At 71.4% G+C, this 24,970-nt stretch carries 20 protein-coding genes and 1 tRNA gene; 19 read left to right on the forward strand and 2 right to left on the reverse strand.

The annotated features are described in order from the left end of the window. Positions 1–457 precede the first annotated feature (457 nt). The 13 genes from AC3EU2_RS11415 to AC3EU2_RS11475 all read left to right on the forward strand — a co-directional run bounded on the left by AC3EU2_RS11415 (position 458) and on the right by AC3EU2_RS11475 (position 17,481). The gene (locus AC3EU2_RS11415) at positions 458–1,093 is read left to right on the forward strand and encodes a hypothetical protein (RefSeq protein WP_488176417.1); all 636 of its coding nucleotides are present in this window, start codon (positions 458–460) and stop codon (positions 1,091–1,093) included. Between the two features lie 11 nt (positions 1,094–1,104). Further along, entirely contained in the window at positions 1,105–4,731 is a 3,627-nt protein-coding gene (mfd, locus tag AC3EU2_RS11420) for a transcription-repair coupling factor (RefSeq protein ID WP_488176418.1), read from the forward strand. A gap of 37 nt (positions 4,732–4,768) precedes the next feature. Then, positions 4,769–5,281, forward strand: coding sequence for a hypothetical protein (locus tag AC3EU2_RS11425; RefSeq protein ID WP_488176419.1), 513 nt, complete (start codon positions 4,769–4,771; stop codon positions 5,279–5,281). Positions 5,282–5,285: 4 nt separating this feature from the next. Beyond that, entirely contained in the window at positions 5,286–6,032 is a 747-nt protein-coding gene (locus tag AC3EU2_RS11430; protein ID WP_488176420.1) for a MazG nucleotide pyrophosphohydrolase domain-containing protein, read from the forward strand. A gap of 452 nt (positions 6,033–6,484) precedes the next feature. Further along, positions 6,485–7,546: a LacI family DNA-binding transcriptional regulator gene (locus AC3EU2_RS11435; protein WP_488176421.1), complete on the forward strand. Its 1,062-nt coding sequence runs from the start codon at positions 6,485–6,487 to the stop codon at positions 7,544–7,546. Beyond that, positions 7,543–8,817: a sugar ABC transporter substrate-binding protein gene (locus AC3EU2_RS11440; RefSeq protein WP_488176422.1), complete on the forward strand. Its 1,275-nt coding sequence runs from the start codon at positions 7,543–7,545 to the stop codon at positions 8,815–8,817. The genes AC3EU2_RS11435 and AC3EU2_RS11440 overlap by 4 nt, the downstream gene beginning before the upstream one ends. Before the next feature lie 103 nt (positions 8,818–8,920). Continuing rightward, on the forward strand, positions 8,921–9,766 hold the full coding sequence (locus tag AC3EU2_RS11445; RefSeq protein ID WP_488176423.1) for a carbohydrate ABC transporter permease: 846 nt from the start codon (positions 8,921–8,923) through the stop codon (positions 9,764–9,766). Positions 9,767–9,770: 4 nt separating this feature from the next. After that, positions 9,771–10,595 (forward strand): carbohydrate ABC transporter permease, encoded by an 825-nt coding sequence (locus AC3EU2_RS11450; protein ID WP_488176424.1) that lies wholly within the window; start codon positions 9,771–9,773, stop codon positions 10,593–10,595. 81 nt (positions 10,596–10,676) lie between these two features. Further along, positions 10,677–12,296, forward strand: a complete 1,620-nt coding sequence (locus tag AC3EU2_RS11455; protein WP_488176425.1) for a glucoamylase family protein — start codon at positions 10,677–10,679, stop codon at positions 12,294–12,296. A gap of 53 nt (positions 12,297–12,349) precedes the next feature. Further along, positions 12,350–14,185, forward strand: coding sequence for a glycoside hydrolase family 3 protein (locus tag AC3EU2_RS11460; RefSeq protein WP_488176426.1), 1,836 nt, complete (start codon positions 12,350–12,352; stop codon positions 14,183–14,185). 61 nt (positions 14,186–14,246) lie between these two features. Further along, complete coding sequence (locus tag AC3EU2_RS11465) at positions 14,247–15,377, forward strand: PfkB family carbohydrate kinase (protein WP_488176427.1); 1,131 nt, start codon at positions 14,247–14,249, stop codon at positions 15,375–15,377. A gap of 26 nt (positions 15,378–15,403) precedes the next feature. Next, on the forward strand, positions 15,404–16,324 hold the full coding sequence (locus AC3EU2_RS11470; RefSeq protein ID WP_488176428.1) for a pseudouridine-5'-phosphate glycosidase: 921 nt from the start codon (positions 15,404–15,406) through the stop codon (positions 16,322–16,324). A gap of 236 nt (positions 16,325–16,560) precedes the next feature. Next, positions 16,561–17,481 (forward strand): hypothetical protein, encoded by a 921-nt coding sequence (locus AC3EU2_RS11475; RefSeq protein ID WP_488176429.1) that lies wholly within the window; start codon positions 16,561–16,563, stop codon positions 17,479–17,481. 110 nt (positions 17,482–17,591) lie between these two features. On the opposite strand, the gene AC3EU2_RS11480 is transcribed toward AC3EU2_RS11475, so the two are convergent. Next, positions 17,592–19,508, reverse strand: coding sequence for a multicopper oxidase family protein (locus tag AC3EU2_RS11480; protein WP_488176430.1), 1,917 nt, complete (start codon positions 19,506–19,508; stop codon positions 17,592–17,594). A gap of 256 nt (positions 19,509–19,764) precedes the next feature. Here AC3EU2_RS11480 and eno point away from each other — a divergent pair, with 256 nt between their 5' ends. Genes eno through AC3EU2_RS11500 form a run of 4 tightly spaced genes read left to right on the forward strand, consistent with a single transcriptional unit; the run spans position 19,765 to position 23,108 of the window. Then, positions 19,765–21,072, forward strand: coding sequence for a phosphopyruvate hydratase (eno, locus tag AC3EU2_RS11485; RefSeq protein WP_488176431.1), 1,308 nt, complete (start codon positions 19,765–19,767; stop codon positions 21,070–21,072). Positions 21,073–21,079: 7 nt separating this feature from the next. Then, entirely contained in the window at positions 21,080–21,619 is a 540-nt protein-coding gene (locus AC3EU2_RS11490) for an FtsB family cell division protein (protein ID WP_488176432.1), read from the forward strand. Continuing rightward, complete coding sequence (locus tag AC3EU2_RS11495; protein ID WP_488176433.1) at positions 21,616–22,143, forward strand: DUF501 domain-containing protein; 528 nt, start codon at positions 21,616–21,618, stop codon at positions 22,141–22,143. The genes AC3EU2_RS11490 and AC3EU2_RS11495 overlap by 4 nt, the downstream gene beginning before the upstream one ends. Then, positions 22,140–23,108 (forward strand): Ppx/GppA phosphatase family protein, encoded by a 969-nt coding sequence (locus tag AC3EU2_RS11500; RefSeq protein ID WP_488176434.1) that lies wholly within the window; start codon positions 22,140–22,142, stop codon positions 23,106–23,108. Before AC3EU2_RS11495 ends, AC3EU2_RS11500 begins: the two co-directional genes overlap by 4 nt. Here AC3EU2_RS11500 and AC3EU2_RS11505 read toward each other — a convergent pair. Next, on the reverse strand, positions 23,092–23,790 hold the full coding sequence (locus tag AC3EU2_RS11505; protein ID WP_488176435.1) for a TetR/AcrR family transcriptional regulator: 699 nt from the start codon (positions 23,788–23,790) through the stop codon (positions 23,092–23,094). The genes AC3EU2_RS11500 and AC3EU2_RS11505 overlap by 17 nt on opposite strands. Positions 23,791–23,900: 110 nt before the next feature. On the opposite strand from AC3EU2_RS11505, the gene AC3EU2_RS11510 reads away from it, so the two are divergent. Together AC3EU2_RS11510 and AC3EU2_RS11515 are read left to right on the forward strand one after the other, a co-directional pair. Further along, positions 23,901–23,975, forward strand: a tRNA-Leu gene (locus AC3EU2_RS11510). 132 nt (positions 23,976–24,107) lie between these two features. Continuing rightward, positions 24,108–24,968 carry a Bax inhibitor-1/YccA family protein gene (locus AC3EU2_RS11515; RefSeq protein ID WP_488176436.1) on the forward strand — a complete coding sequence of 287 codons (861 nt, stop codon included), beginning with the start codon at positions 24,108–24,110 and terminating at the stop codon, positions 24,966–24,968. Positions 24,969–24,970 lie beyond the last annotated feature (2 nt).

The raw sequence follows: 24,970 nt of genomic DNA on the forward strand, positions 1-24,970 counted from the left end.
AAGGGGATCCCCCTGTTCACGCGCCCTCCAACGTCGTCGAAACCGCACTCGGAGCGGGCGTGCCCCCACTTCGCTGCGTTCCTCGCACCGGCGCGAGAAACGCGGAACGCAGCCCTGAGCCCGGGTCGAAAGGACGCGGCGGCTGCAGCAGATCACGCGAATGCTCCCTCAAATGGAGGGTAGCCACATGGCGGGCGCGGCAACCGTGGTTTGGCGAAAACTGCCGCCCTCAGTCGGGCTCGTACACGAGTGCGGGATGACTAGGGTCTTCCCCATGAGGGGGACAGCGCGCCGACTGCTTGTGGCGGCCGGAGGGGTTGCTGTCGTCGTCATCTCCGTCAAACTCAGCGGTCAGCTCGCGCAAGCGGGGGCCTGGGCGCGCGTCGGCGCGGAGGTGGTGGAGTCCGTCCGTCCCCGCCCGGGGCCGTGGCGACTGCTCCGGGGAACACTGCACTTCGTGGGGATTCCCGCCCTTCTCGCGCTGGCGGTTCTTGTCGGGTATGCCGGGTGGCGTCGCGATCGTCGCGGGGCCGCCACCTTTGCGGTGGTCGTGCTCGTCACGAATGCTGTGGTCCAAGGACTCAAGCACGGGCAGCTGCCGGCGCCGAGCGGACTGAACCCCCTGAGCGGCCACGTCGGCCTCGCCGCCGGGTTGAGCTGCTCGTGGCTCCTGACCAGCGTGGGTGCGTCCGTGCGGTGGCGCCGACCGCTGCTGTGGTTCGCTGCCTTGGTCGTGGCCGGAACCGGCGGAGCTGTCCTGTTCACCGGGTGGCACACGCTTCCGCAGGTACTGGCACCCATCGGCATCGGCGGCGGCTGCGCCCTCGTCGGTCGGGCCATCGGGCCCGCCAACCTGCCGCCTCCGACCACCCGCCGCGGCGGATTCGTCTTGATCGGCGTGGGCGTGGTGCTGGGGTTCGCCGTCCTGCTCGGCATCAGCGGGATCGCGGCAGCGGACCCACTCGGCGTCGCGCTCGCGATCGCAGCCTTGCTCACGATGGTGGCGGCGGCCACGAGTACTGCGATCGGCCTGGTCGGCGTGTCCGCCGGCCGTCTGCACCGCGGGGCAGGCATGGTCACCTCCGCGAACTAGGCTGGACCTCGATGCCTACGCTGCAACCCGTCGTCGACCACCTCGGCGCCGAACCCCGGATCCGTTCCCTCCTCGAGACCGCCACTGCCACCGGCACGCTCTCGCTCGACGTCTCGGTGAGCGCGGGCGCCCGCCCGGTGCTCATCGCGGCCGCCGTCAAGCGCCTTCGGGCCGTCGCGCCCGAGCGCCTCCCGCTGCTCGTCGTCACGGCCACGAGCCGCGAGGCGGAGGACCTCACCGCCGCCCTCGGCTGCGTCCTCGACCACGACGTCGTCGCCGACTTCCCGTCGTGGGAGACGCTCCCCCACGAGCGCCTCAGCCCGCGCTCCGACACCGTGGGTCGTCGTCTGGCCGTGCTGCGCCGCCTCGCCCACCCGGCCTCGGTCGCCGACGACGACGTCGCCCACGGTCCGCTCTCCGTCGTCGTCGCGCCGGTACGCGCGGTCCTGCAGCCCATCGCCGTCGGACTGGGCGACCTCGCCCCGGTCTCGCTGCGCGCCGGCCAGGACCACGACCTCGACGCGGTCGTCGAGGGGCTCGCAGCCGCGGCCTACAGCCGGACCGACCTCGTCGAGCGCCGTGGCGAATTCGCCGTCCGCGGAGGCATCCTCGACGTCTTCCCCCCGACCGAGGAGCACCCGCTCCGCATCGAGTTCTGGGGCGACACGGTCGAGGAGATCCGCTGGTTCAAGGTCGCCGACCAGCGCTCGCTCGAGGTCGCCCCCCACGGGCTCTGGGCGCCGCCCTGCCGCGAGGTGCTCCTCACCGACGCGGTCCGGGACCGCGCCGCCGTCCTCGCCGACCAGCTCCCCGGCGCCGCCGACCTGCTCCACAAGCTCGCCGCGGGCATCGCGGTCGAGGGCATGGAGTCGCTCGCACCAGCGCTCGTCGACGGCATGGAGTCGATGCTCGACAGCTTCCCCGCCGGGTCCCCGGTCGTCGCCTGCGACCCCGAGCGGGTGCGCACCCGCGCCCACGACCTCGTCGCGACGAGCCGCGAGTTCCTCGAGGCCGGCTGGGCCAACGCCGCCGCCGGCAACGCCGTCCCCATCGACCTCGAGCGGATCCTCGGCTCCGCCTCGTTCTGGTCCGTCGGTGACCTGCGCGACCACGCCCGCGAGAGCGACCACCCGTGGTGGGACCTCACCCCGTTCGCGCTCGACACCGAGACGGCCGACACGAGCGACGGTGAGGTGGTCGAGACCGGCACGCGGGACCCCGCGGCCTACCGCGGTGACATCGAGTCGGCCGCCGCCGACCTGCGCCAGTGGACCGATGCCGGCTGGCGCGTCCTCGTCGCCACCGACGGGCACGGCTCCGCGACCCGCATCGTCGAGGTGCTCGGCGAGGCCGAGGTGCCCGCCCGCCTCGACCCGACCCTCGACCCCTTCGACGAGGGTGTCGTCCACGTGACCACGGCCCAGCTCGGTCGCGGCTTCATCCACGAGCCGAGCCGGCTCGTCGTCCTCACCGAGACCGACCTCACCGGCACCCCGACCACTGGTCCGTCGACCAAGGACATGCGGCGTATGCCGTCCCGTCGCCGCGCGCAGGTCGACCCGCTCCAGCTCACGCCGGGCGACTTCGTCGTCCACGAGCAGCACGGCGTCGGACGGTTCGTCGAGATGATGCAGCGCACCATCCAGGGGGCGACGCGCGAGTACCTCGTCCTCGAGTACGCCGCCTCCAAGCGGGGCCAGCCCGGCGACCGGCTGTACGTGCCCACCGACCAGCTCGACCAGATCACCCGCTACGTCGGCGGCGAGCAGCCCACCCTCAACAAGATGGGCGGCTCGGACTGGAAGCAGACCAAGTCGCGCGCCCGGCGCTACGTCAAGCAGATCGCGGCCGAGCTCATCCAGCTCTACTCCGCCCGCATGGCCACCAAGGGGCACGCCTTCTCGCGGGACACCCCGTGGCAGCGCGAGCTCGAGGACGCGTTCGCCTACGTCGAGACCCCCGACCAGCTGAGCTCGATCGACGAGGTCAAGGCCGACATGGAGCGCGAGGTCCCGATGGACCGCCTCCTCGCGGGTGACGTCGGCTACGGCAAGACCGAGATCGCGGTGCGCGCCGCCTTCAAGGCGATCCAGGACGGCAAGCAGGTGGCGGTGCTGGTGCCGACCACGCTCCTCGTCCAGCAGCACTTCCAGACCTTCACCGACCGCTACGCGCCGTTCCCCGTGACGGTCAAGCCGCTCAGCCGCTTCCAGTCGAAGAAGGAGTCCGAGCAGGTCATCGACGGTCTCGCCAACGGCTCCGTGGACCTCGTCATCGGCACGCACCGCCTCCTCTCGGACGCGATCCGCTTCAAGGACCTCGGCCTCGTCGTCGTCGACGAGGAGCAGCGCTTCGGCGTCGAGCACAAGGAGCAGCTGAAGTCGATGCGAACCGCCGTCGACGTGCTCGCGATGTCCGCCACCCCGATCCCGCGGACGCTCGAGATGGCCGTGACCGGCATACGCGAGATGTCCACTCTCGCAACGCCTCCGGAAGAGCGGCACCCGGTCCTCACCTACGTGGGCGCGTACGAGGAGAAGCAGATCACCGTCGCGATCCGGCGCGAGCTGCTGCGCGAGGGCCAGGTCTTCTACATCCACAACAAGGTGTCGACGATCGAGCGGGCCGCGGCCCGCATCCGCGAGCTCGTCCCCGAGGCCCGCATCGCCGTCGCCCACGGGAAGATGGGGGAGCACCGGCTCGAGCAGGTCGTCCTCGACTTCTGGGAGAACAGGTTCGACGTCCTCGTCTGCACGACGATCGTCGAGACCGGTCTCGACATCTCCAACGCCAACACCCTCATCGTCGAGCGGGCCGATCGCCTCGGCCTGAGCCAGCTGCACCAGCTGCGCGGTCGGGTCGGCCGTGGGCGCGAGCGCGCCTACTCGTACTTCCTCTACCCGCCCGAGGCGCCGCTCACCGAGACCGCGCACGACCGGCTCCAGACGATCGCGAGCCACACCGACCTCGGCGCCGGCATGCAGGTGGCGATGAAGGACCTCGAGATCCGCGGCGCCGGCAACCTCCTCGGCGGCGAGCAGTCCGGGCACATCGCCGGCGTCGGCTTCGACCTCTACGTCCGCCTCGTGGGGGAGGCGGTCGCGACCTTCCGGGGTGACGTGGACGAGGAGATCGGGGAGATCAAGATCGACCTGCCCGTCGACGCCCACCTGCCGCACGACTACGTGCCGGGGGAGCGGCTCCGTCTCGAGGCGTACAAGAAGCTCGCGACCGTCGCCGACGAGGCCGCGCTCGACGAGATCCTCGCCGAGCTCGTCGACCGCTACGGCAACCCGCCCGAGCCGGTGCAGAACCTCATCGAGGTGGCGCGGCTGCGCACCGTTGCCCGCGCGGCCGGGATCAAGGACATCACCGTCCAGGGCGCCACGGTCCGCTTCGGGCCGGTCGCCCTGAGGGAGAGCCAGGAGCTGCGTCTCATGCGCCTCCACCCGGGCTCGATCATCAAGGAGGCGCTGGGCACGATCCTCGTGCCCAAGCCGATGACGGCCCGCGTCGGCGGGAAGCCGCTGCGCGACCGCGAGGTGCTCGAGTGGGCAGGTGCGGTCATCCGCAGCGTCGTCATGGACAATGTGGGTGAAGCAGCCAGGGTGGCGACGGCTGCGGAGCCGCGCAGGTGACTCCGACAGCGCCACCGCGCCAACGAAGGGACATCGTGTGAAGGCCGTCAAGGCATCCGCCATCGCTCTCGCCCTCGCGGGCGTGCTCGCGACCTCCGCGTGCGCCGGCACGACCTCCGCCGAGACGGCCGCGGTCGTCGAGGGGCGCGTCATCACCGAGCAGCAGGTGCGCGAGGCGACCGACCAGATCAACACCGCCTTCACGCCCGAACAGCCGCTCACGGCGGCGCAGACGCTCACCCTGCTCATCCGCGCGCCGTTCATCAACGAGGCCGCCGCCGCCGCCGGTAAGGCGCAGAGCGAGTCCGCGGCTCGGGCCGCGCTCGTGGACTTCCCCGAGGAGCCGCTGGACACGACGGTCGAGATCCTCCAGGCGGAGGCGAGCCTGCGGGAGCTCGAGAGCGCGCCCGAGGCCCGCCAGGCGCTCGTCGAGAAGATCGCCGCTCTCGACGTGACGGTCAGCCCGCGGTACGGGACGTTCGACCCCGCCCGGGCCGAGCTCGTCGTCTCGCGGCCGAACTGGATCGCCTCCGCCACCGACGAGAACTGACGTCGTGGGGCGCCTCAGCCTCCTCGTCACCAGCCCGCGCGTCGCGCCGGGTCTCATGTCCCGCAGTGCCTGGGCCGCCGTCGAGTCGGCGTCAGTGCGCCTGTCGCGGGACCTCACCGAGCCGGTCGTCGACGCCGTGGTCGAGTCCGGCCTCGAGGTGGAGCCGGTGGACGCCGCGCTGGGTGCACCCGAGCTGGCTCGTCTGCTCGTCGGGCGGGCCGTCGAGAGCGACGTGGTGTGGCTCGGCTCGTCCGACGCGGACCCCGGGCTGACCGACGCGATCGCCTCCGAGGTGTCCCGGCTCGAGACGCCCCCCGAGGTGGAGATGGTCGTCGGCTCGTGGGACGTGCCCGGCTCACGGCTGCTCGACGCCGTGGTTGTCATGGACCGGCTCCGCTCGCCGGGCGGTTGCCCGTGGGACGCGAAGCAGACCCACGAGTCGCTCGCCACGTACCTCACCGAGGAGGCCGCCGAGGCCGTCGACGCCATCGGGTCGGGGGACCGGCAGCACCTCGCCGAGGAGCTCGGCGACGTGCTCCTGCAGGTGCTCTTCCACGCTCGGGTGGCCGAGGACGCTCCGACCGACGTCGAGCGGTTCGACATCGACGACGTCGCGGGCGGCCTCGTGGCCAAGCTCGTGCGGCGCCACCCCCATGTCTTCGCCGACGGCGACGCCTCCACCCCCGAGGAGGTCGAGGAGGCCTGGGCGCGGATCAAGGCCGAGGAGAAGGCCGGCCTGCACCGGTCCTGAGACCGGCCTGCCACCGGGCGCACCGCCGACGGCCGCGCCACGAAGAGACGGCGGACGTCGAGGAGATCGCCGTCGAGCACGGCGCGCACCGGAGGAGACCGTCAGGTCAGCGTCGTAGCCGCCCGACGCCCACCGCGCGGCCGACCCGTATGCCGGCCACCCGGCATACGCTGCGACGCCTCAGCGGACCGGGATCAACGCGTGGGTCGCCGCCGGGATCGGCCTGGCCGTGGGAATGGTCGTCACCGCGGCCGCCGGAGCCCTGCTCTCGTTCACGATGGGTGGCCCCGAGGAGTGGAGCGGCCGAGATCTTCAGCCAGGAGTGGCCCGCCCCGGGGAACACACCCGTTATCGAACCGTGACCGTTCTACCGCCCCGTACGGCGAGGGCGTCCCTGCATGCTCAGCATGGCTTTGTAAGCGCTTTCAATGACGAAGGCAGGGACAGACGGCATGAACGGGCGACCCCACGCGGTGACGATCTACGCGGTGGCCGAGCGCGCCCACGTGTCGATCGCCACCGTGTCCCGGGTCCTCCAGGGGTCGTCGCTCGTCACCGAGGCCACCCGCACGAGGGTGCTCGACGCCGTCCGGGAGCTCGACTACACGCCCTCCGGCGCCGCCCGCAGCCTCGCCAAGCGTCGGCACCACACCCTGGGTCTGGTCCTGCCGGAGCTGGGAGGGCCCTACTACGCGGAGCTCCTGGCCGGGTTCGAGACCAAGGCGGCCGAGCTGCGCCAGGGGGTCATGCTCGTCATCGCCAAGGCCGAGGGCCGCGGTGGTGACGCCATCCGCGCCCTGGCGACCCGCGTCGACGGCATCGCCTTCCTCGGCCGCGACGTGGAGCGGGTGAGGAGGAGCGGGAAGAAGCTCGTGCTCATCGCCGCGGACGCCCACCCGGACGTCGAGGTCATCTCCACCGAGAACGTCGCCGGCGCGCGACGCCTCACCGACCACCTGCTCGCGCACGGGCGCACCAAGCTGCTCTTCGTCGGCGACCCCGACGCCGCGCACGACGTCCGGGAACGGTACGAGGGATTCGTCCTCGCCCACCACGACCAGGGTCTCCAGCCCGCCGAGCCGGTGCTGGCGCCGTTCCGCGAGAGCGACGGCCAGGCCGTCGCCGAGCGGCTCATCGCGGGAGACCTCGAGGCGGATGCCCTCGTGTGCGGCAACGACGAGCTCGCCCTGGCGATCATGGCGCGCCTCCTGGCCGCGGGTGTCGACGTCCCCGGTGACGTCGCCGTCGTCGGGTGGGACGACGTCATGACCGCGAGGTACGTGCGCCCGGGCCTCACGACCGTCCGCCAGCCGGTGCGCGACGTCGGCTCCCTCGCCGCCGACCGGCTCTTCCACCTCGTCACCGGGTCCGCGAAGGCACCCGAACGTCACGTCCTCCCGACGGAGGTCGTCATCCGCGGGTCGTGCGGTTGCGCCCGCTCGCCCTCGTCCGCCCCAGAACCCGACCTGGTCCCGATCCCCACTCCCCACCCCTCGAAAGTGAGATCCCGATGAGACGCACCACCATCACCGTGGCCGGCCTGGCGGCCGTCGCCATGACCCTGTCCGCGTGCGGACGCGAGAGCGCCGACACCGCCGCCCCCCAGACCGGCGAGTCCGTCAAGGCCGGAGCCGCCACGGGCACGATCACCGTGTGGGCGATGGGCGCCGAGGGCGAGAAGCTCCCCGAGCTCGCCAAGGAGTTCGAGACGGCCAACCCCGGCTCCAAGATCAACGTCACGGCGATCCCGTGGGACGCGGCGCACGACAAGTTCACCACGGCGATCACCGCCAACAAGACGCCCGACGTCGCGATGGTCGGGACCACGTGGATGGGTGAGTTCGCCGGGATGGACGCCCTCGACCCCACACCGGGTCAGATCGACAAGTCGGTCTTCTTCGACGGTGCCCAGAAGACGACCGAGGTCGCCGGCACCTCCTACGGCATCCCCTGGTACGTCGAGACGCGGCTCGTCTACTACCGCACGGACCTCGCCGCGAAGGCCGGGATCACGACCCCGCCGACCGACTGGGCGGGCCTCAAGGACATGGCCAAGGCCATGAAGGAGAAGGGCGGCGCGACCTACGGCATCGGCCTGCAGGCCGGCGGAACCGGCTCCTGGCAGTCGATCATGCCGTTCGCGTGGTCGGCCGGTGCCGACCTCGCCAAGGACGACGGCAAGGCCTACAACTTCGACACCCCCGAGGTGCTCAAGGCGTCGGAGTACTACCAGTCCTTCTTCACCGACGGCCTCGCCGACAAGGCGGCTCCGGCCACGCCGACCACCGAGCCTGACTTCGTCAGCGGCAAGGTCCCGATGTTCATCTCGGGCCCGTGGATGATGTCCGCGGTCGAGAAGGCGGGTGGCGCGGGCTTCAAGGAGAAGTACGACGTCATGCAGATCCCCGCGGACAAGCAGTCGAGCTCGTTCGTCGGTGGCTCCAACCTCGTCGTCTTCAAGAACACCAAGGACCGCGACACCTCCTGGAAGTTCGTCCAGTGGCTCGCCGACCCCAAGACCCAGGTCAAGTGGTACGGCATCTCCACCGACCTCCCGTCGGTCAAGAGCGCCTGGCAGGACCCGGCCCTCACGGCGGACAAGAAGCTCTCCACCTTCGGCAAGCAGCTCGAGACCGCGGTGGCGCCGCCCAGCTTCCCCACCTGGGAGCAGGTCGTGACCTCGTTCGACACGGAGATGGAGAAGGTCACCAAGACCGGCGCCGACCCTGCCGCCGCGCTCAAGGCCGTGCAGTCGCAGGCCGAGTCGATCGGCACCGGCAACTGACATGACCACCCTCGCCGACGGCGCCGACACGGCGCGCCGTGAAGAGGCTCCCCCCCGGAGGCGTCGTCCACATCGGCGCCTCCAGGAGGGGAGGGCGGCGTGGATGCTCGCGCTGCCGTTCTGCCTGCTGTTCCTCGTCTTCACGGTCTGGCCGGTGTTCCAGTCGCTCTTCATGAGCATCACCGACACCCGGGCCAAGGACCTCAAGTCACCGTTCTCGGTCGACATCATCGGCCTGGACAACTACACGCGGGCTCTGTCCGACGAGAACTTCCTGCGGGCCGCCCGCAACACGGCCTACTTCGTCCTCGTCGGCGTCCCGCTCACGCTCACCCTCGCGCTGGCCGCGGCGGTGGCGCTCGACCGCGGGATCTCGCGGTTCAGGTCGGCGTTCCGGCTGGGGTTCTACACCCCCGTCGTGACCTCGATCGTCGCCGTCGCCGTCGTGTGGCAGTTCCTGCTCAACCGGGAGTTCGGGCTCATCAACACCGTGCTCGGCTGGGTCGGGATCACCGGGCCGAACTGGCTCGGCGACCCCGACTGGGCCATGCCCGCCCTCATCATGATGGCCTCCTGGCGCAACTTCGGGACGGGCATGATCATCTTCCTCGCGGGGCTGCAGGCCGTCCCGTGGGCCCTGCACGAGGCGGCATCCATCGACGGTGCCAGCGCGTGGCAGCGCTTCCGGCACATCACGCTCCCGATGCTCCGGCCGACCATCCTCTTCGTCTCGGTGACGACGATGATCGGCTACCTGCAGTTCTTCGAGGAACCGTTCGTCATGACGAACGGCGGACCCCTCAACAGCACGGTCTCGATGTCGCTCTACACGTACCGCCAGTTCGGGTTCGGCAACTACGGGTATGCCGCCTCGCTGAGCTATCTCATCTTCATCGTCGTGGCCATCGTCACGGCCGTGCAGTTCCGCGCCCTGCGCGAGAAGGAGTGACGCCGTGAACCGCTCGATTTCTGGGAAGTGGTGGCTGTACGCGGTGCTCAGCGTGGCCGTCCTCGTGGTCTCCACCCCGTTCATCTGGATGATCGTCGGCAGCTTCAAGACGACGTCGGAGCTGCGGAAGAGCCCGCCCACCTGGCTCCCGGAGAACGCCACCCTGGACAACTACTCGCAGCTGTTCTCGCGGCTCGACTTCGGGACGTACTTCTTCAACTCGACGGCCGTCGCCGTCGTCGTCACGCTGGGCAACCTGCTCTTCTGCTCGATGCTCGGCTACGCCCTGGCGATGCTCGACTTCCCCGGGAAGCGGGCCCTGTTCGGCGTGGTGATGGCGACGCTGCTCATCCCGGGCGTCGTCACCTTCGTCCCGCTGTTCGTCCTCGTGGCGAACGCCGGCCTCGTCGACACCCTCCCGGGGCTGATGCTGCCGTTCCTCGCGGCGCCGTTCGGGGTCTTCCTCATGCGGCAGTTCATCTCCGGCCTCCCGCGAGACCTCCTCGACGCGGGCCGGGTCGACGGTGCGGGTGAGCTGCGCATCTTCGCCCGGATCTTCCTGCCCCTGTGCGGGCCGGCCCTGGCGACGCTCGGCATCCTCACGTTCCTCGGGAGCTGGAACAACTTCCTCTGGCCGCTCGTCGTGGCCCAGACCGAGGACAGCTACACGCTGCCCGTGGCGCTCGCCCTGTACTCGAAGGGTCAGAACGCGACGGAGTACGGGCTGCTCCTCGCGGGGGCGACCGTGGTCGTCATCCCCGTCCTGCTCGTCTTCCTCGCCTTCCAGCGTCGCGTCATCGAGGGCATCGCCACCACCGGCATCAAGTGAGCCCCGACCACGAGACACCCTGACCCACCTCACCTCCCCGACCCGGGCCGCACCCACGCGCCCGGAAGAACGGAGTCCCCCATGACCGGTTCGACCAGCCCCACCGAGGGCGCACCCGCCCGCCGCAGCCTCCTCGTCGGAGGCGCCGCGGCGCTCGCGGCCTTCGGCCTCGCGCCGCCGGCACTCGCCGGCCCCGCCGGGACCAGGCCCGCACCGGCGGAGACCGCCCGCGCGTCGAGGTCGCGGCTCCGGCGGTGGGCGACCGACACCTGGCACAGCCTCGACGCCATGACCGACCCGGCGACCGGCCTGCCGGCGGACAACATCCCCGAGTCCCTCGCCCCGGGGGACCGGTCCGGCTACACGTCGCCGACGAACATCGGCGGCTACCTGTGGTCGGCGATCGTCGCCCGTGAGCTCGGGATCATCAGCGCTGCCGACTGCAGCCGACGCCTCAGCCGGACCCTGCAGACGCTCGAGGGCATGGAGCACCACGAGCCGAGCGGCATGTACTACAACTGGTACGACGAGGCCACGGGTGAGGCGCTGCGCACGTGGCCCGGCACCGGCGACGTGGTGCACCCGTTCGTCTCCAGCGTCGACAGCGGCTGGCTGGGAGCGGCCCTGCTCGTCGTCGCCAACGCCGACCGGGTCGCGGGCCCCAGGGCCCGGGCGCTGTTCGAGAACATGCGCTGGGACGCCTTCTACAACCCCGGCGACGGCAAGAACGGTCACCCGGTGGTGCGCACCGGGGGCCTGATGCACGGTGGGTTCTACGTCTTCGACCACGACCGTACGGGCGGTGTCTACCGCGGCACCCACGTGGGTGGCGGGGACGTGTGGCTGACGACCCACCACTACGACACCATCGTCTCCGAGACCCGGATCACGAGCTACCTCGGCATCCTCACCGGCCAGGTGCCCGGGAAGCACTACTTCGCACCGTGGCGGACCTTCCCGGCGACCTGCGACTGGTCCTGGCACGAGATGCAGCCGGTCGGGGTGACCCGCACCTACCTCGGCATCGAGGTCTACGAGGGCGCCTACACCTACCGCGGCATGCACATCGTGCCCGGCTGGGGCGGCAGCATGTTCGAGGAGCTCATGCCCGCCGTGTTCGTCCCCGAGGAGACGTGGGCGCCGCGCAGCTGGGGCGTCAACCACCCGCTGCACGTGCGGGCCGAGCGCGAGCACGGCCTCGACGAGGCCAAGTACGGCTACTGGGGCTTCTCCCCGGCGAGCGACCCGTTCGCGAACTACCGCGAGTACGGCGTCGACGCGCTCGGGCTGAACCCGGAGGGCTACTTCTCCGACAAGGAGAAGACCAACTACGACCCCGGCTTCGGCAACTGCCGTCCGGCCAAGAACCCCAACCCCACCTTCGGCGACGGGGTCGTGACCCCCCACGCGTCCTTCCTCGCCATGATGTTCGAGCGGGGCCAGGCCACCGCGAACCTGCTCAAGATCGAGAAGAAGCTCGGTGCCTACGGCGCCGGCGGGTTCTTCGACGCCGTCGCGACCCGCAGCGGCACGATCGCACGGCGCTACCTCTCGCTCGACCAGGCGATGGTCATGGGCGCCCTCGGCAACGTCCTGGCCAAGGACGTGCTCCGTCGGGCGTTCAGCACCCCCGACGTGGAGGCGGCGCTGCGGCCGGTCATCGGCATCGAGGAGTTCGGCGCCGGCGTGGTCAAGGACTGACTCACGGGCACGAGGACCGAGCAGGACGAGCGGGCACGACAGAGGAGCTGACTGTGGACGATCTGGGACGGACGAGCGCGGAGGGCGTGGCCTTCCGCGACCTCAACGGCAACGGGGTCATGGACCCGTACGAGGACCCGCGGCTCGACGCGTCCGCGCGGACCGAGGACCTGCTCGGCCGGCTCTCCCTCGAGGAGAAGGTCGGGCTGATGTTCCAGACCGTCATCGAGGCGGGCGAGGACGGGTCGGTGGTCGAGGAGGCGGGCCGGATCAGCAAGTCGGCGACGAGCACCGTCGTTCTGGACAAGCACCTCACCCACTTCAACGTCCACCTGCTCGGGGATCCGCGCATGGCGGCCAGGTGGCACAACGCCCTCCAGGCGTTGGCCGCCCGGACGCCGCACGGCATCCCCGTGACGGTGTCCACGGACCCCCGGCACGCGTTCATGGAGAACGCGGGGGTGTCGTTCACCGCCAAGGCCTTCTCGCAGTGGCCCGAACCCCTCGGGCTCGCCGCGCTGCGGGACCCGGCCGCGGTGAGGTCATTCGCCGACATCGCGCGCCAGGAGTACGTCGCGGTGGGCATCCGCGCCGCCCTGCACCCGACGCTCGACCTCGCGACCGAGCCGCGCTGGGCCCGCCAGGCCGGCACCTTCGGCCAGGACCCCCGGCTCGTCACCGAGCTCGGCGTCGCCTACCTCGAGGGGTTCCAGCAGGCGTCGCTCGGGCCCGGGAGCGTGGCCTGCACCTCCAAGCACTTCCCGGGCGGGGGACCGCAGAAGGACGGCGAGGACGCGCACTTCCCGTACGGGCGGGAGCAGGTCTACCCGGGTGGCCGTTTCGCCGACCACCTCGAGCCGTTCCCCGCGGTCATCGCCGCGGGGACCGCCGGGATCATGCCGTACTACGGGATGCCCGTCGGGCTCGAGGTCGACGGCGAGGCCATCGAGCAGGTCGGTTTCGGCTTCAACCGGCAGGTCGTCACCGGCATGCTCCGCGAGGGCCTCGGCTACGACGGCGTCGTCGTGACCGACTGGGAGCTGGTCAACGACAACCACGTCGGGGACCAGGTCCTGCCCGCGCGGGCCTGGGGTGTCGAGCACCTGGACCCGCACAGCCGGATGGAGCTCATCCTCGAGGCGGGCGCCGACCAGTTCGGTGGGGAGGAGTGCGTCGAGATCCTGCTGGACCTCGTGGCCCAGGGACGGGTCACCGAGGCGCGCATCGACGAGTCGGCCCGACGCCTCCTGCTCGTGAAGTTCCGGCTGGGTCTCTTCGACGACCCCTATGTCGACGAGGACCTCGCGGAGGCGACCGTCGGCCGTACGGACTTCCGGGACGAGGGGTATGCCGCCCAGGCCGGTTCGGTCACCGTGCTGACCAACGGGGACGACGCGTCCCCGGTCCTGCCGCTCGCTCCCGGGCTGCGGATCTACACGGAGAACGTCGATCCCGACGTGGTGGCCCGGCACGGCACACGGGTGGAGCGACCCGAGGACGCCGATGTCGCCGTCGTCCGGCTCGCGGCGCCCTTCGACCCCCGGGCCGACCTCTTTCTCGAGTCGTGGTTCCACCAGGGCTCCCTCGACTTTCCCCCGGGGCTGATCGCCAGGCTGGCGCGAGTGGCGGCGGCCTGCCCGCTCGTCGTCGACGTCGGCCTCGACCGCCCCGCGGTCCTCACCCCGCTGCTGCCCCTGGCCGCGGCCGTCGTCGGGTCCTACGGGTCCAGCGACGACGCACTCCTCGACGCGCTCACCCGCCGGGTCGCACCGAGGGGCCGGCTGCCCTTCGACCTGCCCCGTTCCATGGACCAGGTCCGGGCCCATCCCGAGGACGTCCCCGGGTACGACGACCCCCTGTTCGCCTTCGGTCATGGGCTGACCATCTGACCGCAGAGCCTGCCACGCACGAGAGTTGACTTGGAGAACCAAGTGCTGCTTCACTGATCAAGTGAGACTGACACCGCAGGAGCAGGCGATCCTCACCCTGCTCCGTGGCGACCCGCTGCTCGACGCGGCCGCCCTGGCCGACCGCCTCGGCAGCACCAGGGCGTCGGTGTCGGTCGCCCTGTCCAACCTCACCCGCAAGGGCGCGATCCTCGGGCGCGGCTACCTCGTGCGCCCCGACGCGGCCGTCGTCGTCGTGGGCGGCGCGATCATCGACATCAAGGCCCGCAGCGCCGCCGTCCTCGCCGCCGCGACGAGCAACCCGGGCCGGGTCGCGACCACTCCGGGTGGCGTCGGCCGCAACATCGCCGAGAACCTCGCCCGCCTCGGGACCCCGACCCACCTCGTCGCAGCCGTGGGTGGGGATGCCTTCGGTGCCGACCTCCTCACCCACACCCGCGACGCCGGGGTCCACGTCGACCACGTCGTCGTCGGCACACGGCCGACCGGCACCTACCTCGCGGTCCTCGACCACGAGGGCGACCTCAGCGTCGCCGTCTCGGACATGACGGCCACGGACACGCTCACCGTGGCCGACCTCGACGGCGTCCGCGGCCTCGTCCAGCACTGCGAGCTCCTCGTCGTCGACGGGAACATCCCGGCCGACGTCACGACGTGGCTGCTGGACCTGGCGCGGGCCGGCGACGTCCCGGTCGTGCTCGAGCCGGTCTCGGTCGTCAAGGCCGGACGGATGGCGGCCGTCCTCGGCCCCGAGCGCCCGGTCCTCGCCCTCACCCCCAACATCGACGAGCTCGCGGCCCTCGTCGGCCGCGACGTCCCCAACTCGGTCCCCGGCATGACCCGCGCGACCGCCGAGCTGCACGACCTGGGCGTCCAGCACGTGTGGGTGCGCCGCGGGGCCAGGGGCAGCCTGCTCAGCTCGCGCACGCCCGACGGCGCCGCCGCGGTGAGCACCAACTCGATGGTCTCGACCGACGTCGTCGACGTGACCGGCGCCGGCGACTCGATGACGGCCGGCTTCGTCCACGCACTCCTGGAGGGTCGCGACGCACCGGACGCCGCGGCATACGGGCAGGCCACCGCCGCCCTCACGACCGAGTCCGGTCACACTGTCCGCCCCGACCTCACCCACGCGCTCGTCACCGAGCGCCTCACCCAGCAAGGAACCCGTTGAGAACTCAGTCGGCAGCTCCTCAGTCCATGCCTCACCCGGCCCTCGCCCTCGCCCCCGAGGTCGCCGATGCGCTCGCCGCCGGCCGCCCGGTGGTCGCGCTCGAGTCGACGATCATCAGCCACGGCATGCCCTACCCCCGCAACGTCGAGATGGCCCGTGAGGTCGAGCAGATCGTCCGCGACGGCGGCGCGACCCCCGCGACGATCGCGGTCCTCGACGGTGTCGCGCGGATCGGCCTGTCCGCCGACGAGCTCGAGCTCCTGGCCACGCACGAGGACGTCGCGAAGGTGAGCCTGCGCGACCTCCCGCACGTCATGGCGACGAAGCGGCACGGCGCGACCACCGTCGCGAGCACGATGCGGCTGGCCGCACTCGCCGGCATCCGCGTCTTCGTCACCGGCGGTCTCGGTGGCGTGCACCGCGGCGCCGAGGACTCGATGGACGTCTCCGCCGACCTCACCGAGCTGAGCCAGACCGACGTCGCCGTCGTGTCGGCCGGCGTGAAGTCGATCCTCGACATCGGCCGCACGCTCGAGGTCCTCGAGACGCTCGGCGTGCCGGTCGTGACCTTCGGCGCCGACGAGTTCCCGTCGTTCTACTCGCGCTCGTCCGGCTTCACCTCGCCGATGCGCAGCGACACGGTCGGCGAGCTGGCCGAGATGATGCGGGTCAAGTGGGACCTCGGGCTCAGGGGCGGCATCGCCGTGACGAACCCGGTGCCCGCAGAGGACGAGATGACCCCCGCGCAGATCTCGGCGCTCATCGACCAGGCCGTCGCCGAGTGCGGCGAACGCGGCATCACCGGCAAGGACATCACCCCGTTCCTCCTCGGCCGGATCGTCGAGCTCTCCGACGGCGCCAGCCTCGAGACGAACATCGCCCTCGTGCGCAGCAACGCCCGCCTCGGCGCCGCCCTCGCGAAGGCCTACGCCGCCGCCACGGCCTGACCCGGCGCTGCACGAAGCGGTTCGCGAACCGTGTCGTTGCTCGGAAACCGGTTTGAACCGTTCCGCGAGCAACGGTGCGGTTCGCGAACCACCTTGTGCCGTATGCCGCCCGCCCACCTCCGCCCACTCCGCCCGCCTCCTCCGCCCGCCTCCTCCAGCCGGCCCTCTCAGCCGGTCTCCCGCCCACCTGTGGAGAACTCCTCGGTCGCTTCGGCGTCCTGCGGCACCCTCGAGCGATGACCGCACTGCACCCCCAGCTGGCGCGGATCGCGCGTGAGCACGACGGCGTCGTCACCCGGCTGCACGCCTCAGCACGGCACGTCGCTCCACAGGTCCTGCGAGCGGCGGTGCGCGACCGTACCCTGCACCGGGTCCGGCCCGGCGTGTTCGTCACGTCGGAGCGATGGGGAGGTGCCTCGACCCGCACGGCACGGTTCCTGCTCACGGTGAGGGGCGTCCTCCTGGCGCATCCCGACTGGATCGCGTCGCACCACGCCGCGCTCGCGCTGCACGGCCTCCCGCTCCACGACGTGGACCTCGAGGGGGTCGACGTCGTCGCTCCGGTGCGCGCCAGCAGGATCCGCCCGGGAGTGCACGTCCACGTGGCGACGCCGGAGCAGCTGTCGGTCTCGAAGGATCGGCCCGTGCGCGTGGTGTCCGCGGCCGATGCCTGCGTCCTCACGGCGGCCGCGAGCGGCTTCGAGGCCGGGGTGGTCGCGATGGACGCCGCACTGCATCGGCGCCTGGTGACGCGTGACGCGCTGACCGCGGCCGCTGCACGTCCCGGTTCGCGCTACGGCATCGGCACGGTCCGGCACGCGATCACGGCGAGCGACCCGGGCTGCGAGTCGCCGGGGGAGACCCTGACCCGTCTGATCCTGCGCGGAGCCGGCCTCGACGTCCGGTCACAGGTCCCGATCGAGGACGAGGACGGGTTCATCGGCCGGGTGGACCTGCTCGTGGGGGAGCGGGTCGTCGTGGAGTTCGACGGGGCGGTCAAGTACGACGGGCTCGACGGCAAGCGGGAGCTTATGCGCGAGAAGCGGCGGGAGGAGCGCCTCCGGGACGCCGGCTACCGGGTCGTCCGGGTGACCTGGGCCGACCTGTCGCACCCCGACCGCCTCGTCCGCCGGGTCCTCGGCCAGCTCGCTGCCTGAGCCGCCTCTGCACAGAAGGGTTCGCGAACCGGGTCGTTGCTCGTGAACCGGTCCGAACCGGTTCGCGAGCACGGTGAAGGTTCGCGAACCGGGTTGTGCACGAACGGCGCTCACTCCACCCGGAAGGGGCGCATCATCTCGTGGTCCTCGTGCTCGAGAATGTGGCAGTGCCACACGAAGAGGCCGGGCTTGTCGAAGCGGGCCCGGATCCGCGTCACCTCGTGCGGGTAGGCGATGACCGTGTCCTTGGGGCCGGTCTCGTTCGGCTCGGGAGCCCGGGCCTCCCCTCCGGGGGCCTGCCGGTCCATGACCGAGAACTGCACGAGGTGGACGTGGATCGGGTGGGCGTCCTCCGTGTGGTTGTGCAGCTCCCACACCTCCGTGTCGCCCAGCCCCGGCGTCTCCGTCACCGGCTCGTCCCACGCGAGCGGGACCGCTTCGGCACCGGCCATCGTGCCGAGGAACGCCGCCCGCGGACCCACACCGGCCAGCACCTCCGAGTCCGCCTCGAGCAGGGCCAGGGCCCGGGTGCGCACCGCCGGCGGTGGCGGTGGCGGCGCAGGCAGCGACAGCTCCTCCGGTGGGGTGCTCGTCTCCGGTCCCACGCGGTCGACGACGGTGAACGACATCACCTGGCCGGTCGTCGCGGGATCGGCCCGCTCGAAGGCCTCACCGGGCTCGCCGCCGCCGAACGGCTCATCCGGGCCCTCGTTGACGATGAAGAGGCGCGTCCCGGCGGGGAACCCGGAGAAGTCCACCACGACGTCGGCGCGCTCGGCCGGGGCGAGGAGCAGTCGGGGCATCGGCACCGCCGCGGGCAGGAAGGCGAGGTCTCCGCCCACCTGCCAGAACGGCACCGCGGGGGACGCCGGCCGTGCGGTCGCGTCCGTGGCCAGCACGAGGACGAGGAAGCGCGAGTTGCACCCGTTGAGGAGGCGCAGCCGGTAGCGGCGGCGCTCGACCCGGTGCGCCGGCCAGGTGCGCCCGTTGACCATCATCACGGTGCCGAAGAACTCGGGGTTCCAGATCGGCGCGATGTCCGAGTGGGGCACGTAGGGCCCGCCGAACTCGTCGAAGTACTCCCGGGTGTCCGGGTAGAAGAGGCTCCCGTCCCGGCGGAACGCGCGGTCCTGGATGGCGAGCGGGATCTCGTGCGGGGTGCTGTCGGCGCCGCGGTGCGGCAGGACTCCGGCCTCGAGGTCGTGGGCACCGCCCCGGAGGAGGAAGAACCCGGCCGGCCCGGCGTACACGTTGAGGCGGGTGATGCCGAGCGTGTGGTCGTGGAACCACAGGGTCCCGGCGGGCTGGTCGTTGCCGTAGTGGGCGCGCTGGGTGCCGGGCGCCCAGCCGCTCCCGTGCCGCTGCGCCCAGGCCGCTGCCATCGCGTCGTGGTGCGTGCCGACGCGGGCGTACCCGTCCGGGATGCTCCGGGAGTCAGGGAGGAACCATGCCTCCGGGTACCCGTCGCTCTCCTGCTCGGAGTGACCGCCGTGGAGGTGGACGACGATCGGCACCGGCCCTCGGTAGGGCCCCGGCGTCGCAGGGAAGCTCGCGTGGCCGTCGCGCCCCTCCTCGCCGCCCCCCGGGTTGGCCCAGTGCAGGGTCGGGTCCACGGGCAGGAGGTGGGGCAGGTAGCGACCCGAGGTGCCGTTGACGAGGCCGTTGACCCAGGTGACCTCGACCGGTCGGCCCGCCGTCGCCTCGATGGTCAGGGACGGGGCGTTGTGGGTGCCACGCGCGGTCTCGGACCCGTATGCCCAGACGGTGGTGGCCGGCATACCCCTCGGCAGCACCTGCTGGCGGATCTGGCGCACCCCGATGACGTACCGGTCCACCGCGCCGGAGGACGTCACCGGCATCGGCGGGGGGACGAGCAGGGGGCCGGCGTACTTGGGGATGCTCGCCGCGTCCAGCAGGGGAGGGCCGCCACGTGGTGCCGCCACGACCACGCCCGTGCCACCGAGGAACAGGCTGGCGGCGCCGCTCGCGCCACCCGCCACCACCGCGCGCCGTGTGACCTCGGGCATGACTGACACGTCCTTCACTGGCCGCCGGCCGCCCTGCAGGACCTCAGGACCCACTCTCGTGACGGGCCGGGCCCCTGTCCACCACCCGATGTGCCCCACCGTCCCCGCCCGAACGGTGCCCTCGACCGGCACGGAGGTCCCGTGCCCGCCACCCAGGGGCCGGCGGTGCGGGTCGGTCGGACCGGTCACCGCGCGCACGGGCTAGGCTCGGAGGCGACATCCAGCACCCCTCACCCCAGCCCGCCCAGGAGGCGAAGTGGCCAGCATCGACGCCGTCGGAGCACGCGAGATCCTCGACTCGCGAGGCAACCCCACCGTCGAGGTCGAGGTCGCCCTCGACGACGGCACCATCACCCGCGCGGCCGTGCCCAGCGGCGCGTCGACGGGCGCCTTCGAGGCCGCCGAGCGCCGCGACGGTGACAAGAACCGTTACAACGGCAAGGGCGTCGAGAAGGCCGTCGACGCGGTCATCGACGAGCTCGGCCCCAAGCTCCTCGGCTTCGAGGCGCACGACCAGCGCCTCATCGACGCCGAGATGATCGCCATCGACGGCTCCAAGAACAAGGAGAAGATCGGCGCCAACGCGATCCTCGGCGTCAGCCTCGCGGTCGCCAAGGCCGCCGCCGAGTCGGCCGGCCTCCCGCTGTTCCGCTACCTCGGTGGCCCGAACGCCCGCGTGCTCCCCGTGCCGATGCTCAACATCCTCAACGGTGGCTCCCACGCCGACTCCAACGTCGACATCCAGGAGTTCATGATCGCGCCGATCGGCGCCGAGACCTTCCGTGAGGCCCTGCGCTGGGGCGCCGAGGTCTACCACGCGCTCAAGGCCGTGCTCCAGGAGAAGGGCCTGTCCACCGGGCTCGGCGACGAGGGCGGCTTCGCACCGAACCTCGAGAGCAACCGGGCCGCGCTCGACCTCATCCTCGAGGCCATCGACCGCGCCGGCTACACCGCGGGCGACCAGATCGCGCTCGCGCTCGACGTCGCGGCCAGCGAGTTCTTCGACGAGTCCGCCGGCGACGGTGGCGGCTACACCTTCGAGGGCGGCACCAAGACCTCGGCCGAGATGATCGACTACTACGCCGAGCTCGTCGAGGACTACCCGCTCGTCTCCATCGAGGACCCGCTCAACGAGGAGGACTGGGACGGCTGGAAGGCCATGACCGACCGCCTCGGCGATGCGGTCCAGCTCGTCGGCGACGACCTCTTCGTCACCAACCCCGAGCGGCTCGGGCGCGGCATCGAGACGGGTACCGCCAACGCCCTGCTCGTCAAGGTCAACCAGATCGGCACGCTCACCGAGACCCTCGACGCCGTCGAGATGGCCCAGCGGGCGGGCTTCCGCTGCATGATGAGCCACCGCTCCGGCGAGACCGAGGACACGACGATCGCCGACCTCGCCGTGGCCACCAACTGCGGCCAGATCAAGACCGGGGCACCGGCCCGATCGGAGCGCGTCGCCAAGTACAACCAGCTGCTGCGCATCGAGGAGGAGCTGGACGACGCCGCCGAGTACGCCGGCGCCGCCGCGTTCCCGCGCTTCGCCGCACGCCGGAAGGCCTGAGGAGCGGGTGGCACGCGGGACAGGTCGCGGACCCGGATCGTCGTCTCGACGTCCGGCGTCCAAGCGACCCACCCCGCGTGCCCGCTCGGCCCGGCAGGCCGCGATCGGCCGGGTCGCCAGCACGACCGCGGCCGGCTGGCGCGACCGGATCACCTCCGCCCGGGCCAACCGGAGGACGGTGCGCCAGGTCAGCCTCGGCATCGTCGTCCTCTTCCTCGTCATCCTCGTCGCCCCGACCCTGCGCGCCTACCTGCAGCAGCAGTCCGACATCGACGCGTTGCGCAGCAAGGTCTCCCAGCAGCAGCGAGGAGTCGAGGAGCTGCAGGAGGAGCAGGCCCGCTGGGAGGACCCCGCCTACGTCGAGCAGCAGGCACGCACCCGGCTCAAGTTCGTCAAGGTCGGCGAGAAGTCCTACACCGTGCTCGACCCGGAGCAGAAGGACACCACCGGCGAGATCGCGCACGGGGGCGACGTGGTCGAGCCCTGGTACGACACCGTCTGGTCGTCGATGCAGGCGGCCGACGTGCCGTCCAACCAGCGCCGGTGACCGCGTCACCCGACCGTCCGCCGGTCGCCCGGGCGGACCTCGACGCCGTGGAGCGCCAGCTCGGCCGCATCCCGCGCGGGGTCGTCGAGGTGTCGCACCGCTGCCCGTGCGGTGAGCCCGACGTCCTGCGCACCCTGCCCCGACTGCCCGACGGCACCCCGTTCCCGACCTCCTTCTATGCGACCTGCCCCCGCCTCACCGGCGCGATCAGCACCCTGGAGTCCGAGGGCGTGATGCGCGAGATGAGCGACCGGCTCGAGCAGGACCCGGACCTCGCGCAGCGTTACGCCGCGGCCCACGAGGACTACCTCGCCCGTCGCACCGAGCTCGGCCACGTCGACGAGATCGACGGCATCAGCGCCGGCGGGATGCCCTCGCGGGTCAAGTGCCTCCACGTCCTCGTCGCCCACTCGCTCTCCGTCGGCGAGGGCGTCAACCCGCTCGGCGACGAGGCGCTCGGGATGCTGCCCGAGTGGTGGGCGTCGCACCCGTGCACCGAGCTCGCCGAGGGCACGGGCGCGTGACCCGCGTCGGGGCGGTCGACTGCGGCACGAACTCGATCCGCCTGCTCATCGCCGACGTCGTGGGCACAGCCGAGTCGTCGGGTGTCGTTGCCCTCGAGGACGTCGTCCGCCGCACCGAGGTCGTCCGGCTCGGCTACGGGGTGGACCGCACCGGCTCGATCGACCCGGTCGCCATGGAGCGCACCCTGCGGCAGGCGGCGGAGTATGCCGTCCAGTGCCGCGAGCACGACGTCTCACGGTTGCGCTTCGTCGCCACCTCGGCCTCGCGCGACGCGAGCAACGCGGCCGAGTTCGTCACCGGGGTCGAGCAGGCCTTTGCCGCAACGGGATTCGACGTCTCGCCCGAGGTCGTGAGTGGCGACGTCGAGGCCAACCTCTCCTTCACCGGATCGACCGGTGACCTGCGGGCGGCCGGGATCAGCGGTCCCTACCTCGTCGTGGACCTCGGTGGCGGGTCGACCGAGCTCGTCCGCGGCACCACCCACGTGGAGGGCGCCCGCTCCGTCGACGTCGGCTGCGTCCGGATCCACGAACGGCACCTCGACAGCGACCCGCCGACCGCCGCCGAGGTCGCCGCAGCCACGGCCGACGTGCACGTGGCCCTCGACCTCGCGGAGGAGGTCGTCGACCTCGGCGGCATCGGGACCGTCGTCGGCCTGGCCGGCAGCATCACGACGGTCACGGCGCACGTCCTCGGGCTCACGGCATATGACCCGAGCCGCATCCACCTCGCCCGGCACTCACCGGAGCAGCAGCGGGACGCGGCGCAGGACCTGCTGCACCTGAGCCGGGCCGAGCGGGCCGCACTGGGGTTCATGCACCCCGGCCGCGTCGACGTCATCGGCGCCGGCGCCCTCGTCTGGCACGAGGTGCTGGGCCGGGTGCTCGAGCGCTCGCCCGACGCGCAGGTCGTCACCTCGGAGCACGACATCCTCGACGGGATCGCGCTCAGCTGCGTGGCGTGACCGCGACGTCCGGCACGGACTCGGAAATGGAACGGAACCCGTTCCAGAGCACGGCCATGACGATCTCGACGGCGGTGTCGAGGTCGATCTCGGGGTTGCGCAGCCGCCATCCGGCGACCCGCTCGTTCGTGGCGATCATGATCTCGGCCATCGCCTCGCGGTAGGGCATCGGGTACGCGGCGATCTGCGGGATGTCGCCGAAATGCTCGGCGATCTCGCGGGCCTGGGCCTGCCGAAGGCTCTCGATGTCGGCGCCGGCCACCACCGCGACCGCCGACTCCTGCATGTAGACGCGGAAGCTGCCCCGGCGCTGCTCGAAGAACTGCATGAACGACCGCACCCCGGCGCGGAAGTAGTCCTCGACCGGGGAGTGCTTCGGGATCGCCGCCAGGGCAGCGGCGGTCGAGGCCAGCAGGTCCTTGCGGGCGCGGGCCACGACGGCGATGAGGAGGTTCTCCTTGGAGCCGAAGTGGTCGTAGATCACCGGCTTGGTGATGCCCGCCTCGGCCGCGATGAGCTCCATCGTCGTCTCCTGGTAGCCGTGGTCGGCGAAGACGGCCTCGGCCACGTCGAGGAGCTGGCGCTCCCGCTCCTCACGACGCATCCGCGGAGCGCGGGGCGTGCCCTTCCTCGGCCCGCGTCGCCGTGTCTCGTCGGCGGTGAGGTCGTCCTGGGGGCTCATGCTCTCGGGTCTTCCGTTCTCGATCATGACGGATTTCGAGCCTACTCGCCGTAGCCGGGACGACCGGTGGGTTCCGCGGACTTGGCCCGGAGTCGTCATAGGGTGGCGTCGCCCCCGTGGCCCAACTGGCAGAGGCAGGCGACTTAAAATCGCCACAGGTGCGGGTTCGACCCCCGTCGGGGGCACTGCGCCCCGCGGTGCCGTACCCGATCGTTGCCCTCCGGTGACGAGGATGGGGAACACGCGGGCCCCTTGACGCGATTGAATAGGTGAACGACGCGGTGGATCGCCAGCGCGCCAGACCTACGGAGGACACGATGGCCAGCAACCCGGCCTTCAACCGACTCGAGAAGGACGCCCAGTCCGGCTACGCCGGCTTCCAGGGGCAGGGCCGTCAGGGCCAGAACCCGGGCAACGCCTCGTACCCCCAGCAGGGCGCGACCGACACGTGGGGCTCGCAGCAGCAGCTCCAGGACCTGTACAACCAGCCCACCGCGGGACCGGTCGACACCGGCCGCGTCACCATGGACGACGTCATCATGAAGACGATGGGCCTGTTCGCCCTCGTCCTCGGCTTCGGTGCCGTCGGCTGGGTCGTCGCCTCCCAGAACCGTGAGCTCGGCTTCATGCTGTTCATGGGCGGGATGGTCGCCACCCTGGTGCTCGGCCTGGTCATCGCCTTCAAGAAGACGCTCAGCGTGCCGCTCATCGTCGGCTACGCCGTCGTCGAGGGCCTCTTCGTCGGCGCGGTCAGCCAGTTCTACGAGACGCAGTGGGACGGGGTCGTCCCGACGGCCGCCCTGGCCACGGCCGCGACCTTCACTGGTATGTTCCTCGCCTACAAGAGCGGGCTCATCAAGGTCACCGACAAGTTCCGCCGCATCGTCACGATGATGCTCTTCGGTTACGCGATCTTCGCCGTCGTGAACTTTCTCTTCGCGATGTTCACCGACACGAAGTTCGGTTTCGGTGGCAGCGGCCTGCTCGGCATCGGCATCTCGATCTTCGCCGTGGGCCTGGCCTCGGTCACCCTGGCGCTGGACTTCGACATGATCGACCGGGCCATCGCGACCGGGGCGCCGCAGAAGTACAGCTGGCTCCTCGCCCACGGCCTCATCGTCACCGTGGTCTGGCTCTACATCGAGTTCCTCCGGTTGTTCGCCCGTCTGCGCGAGTGAGC

This window comes from Knoellia sp. B-D-2, assembly GCF_057714695.1.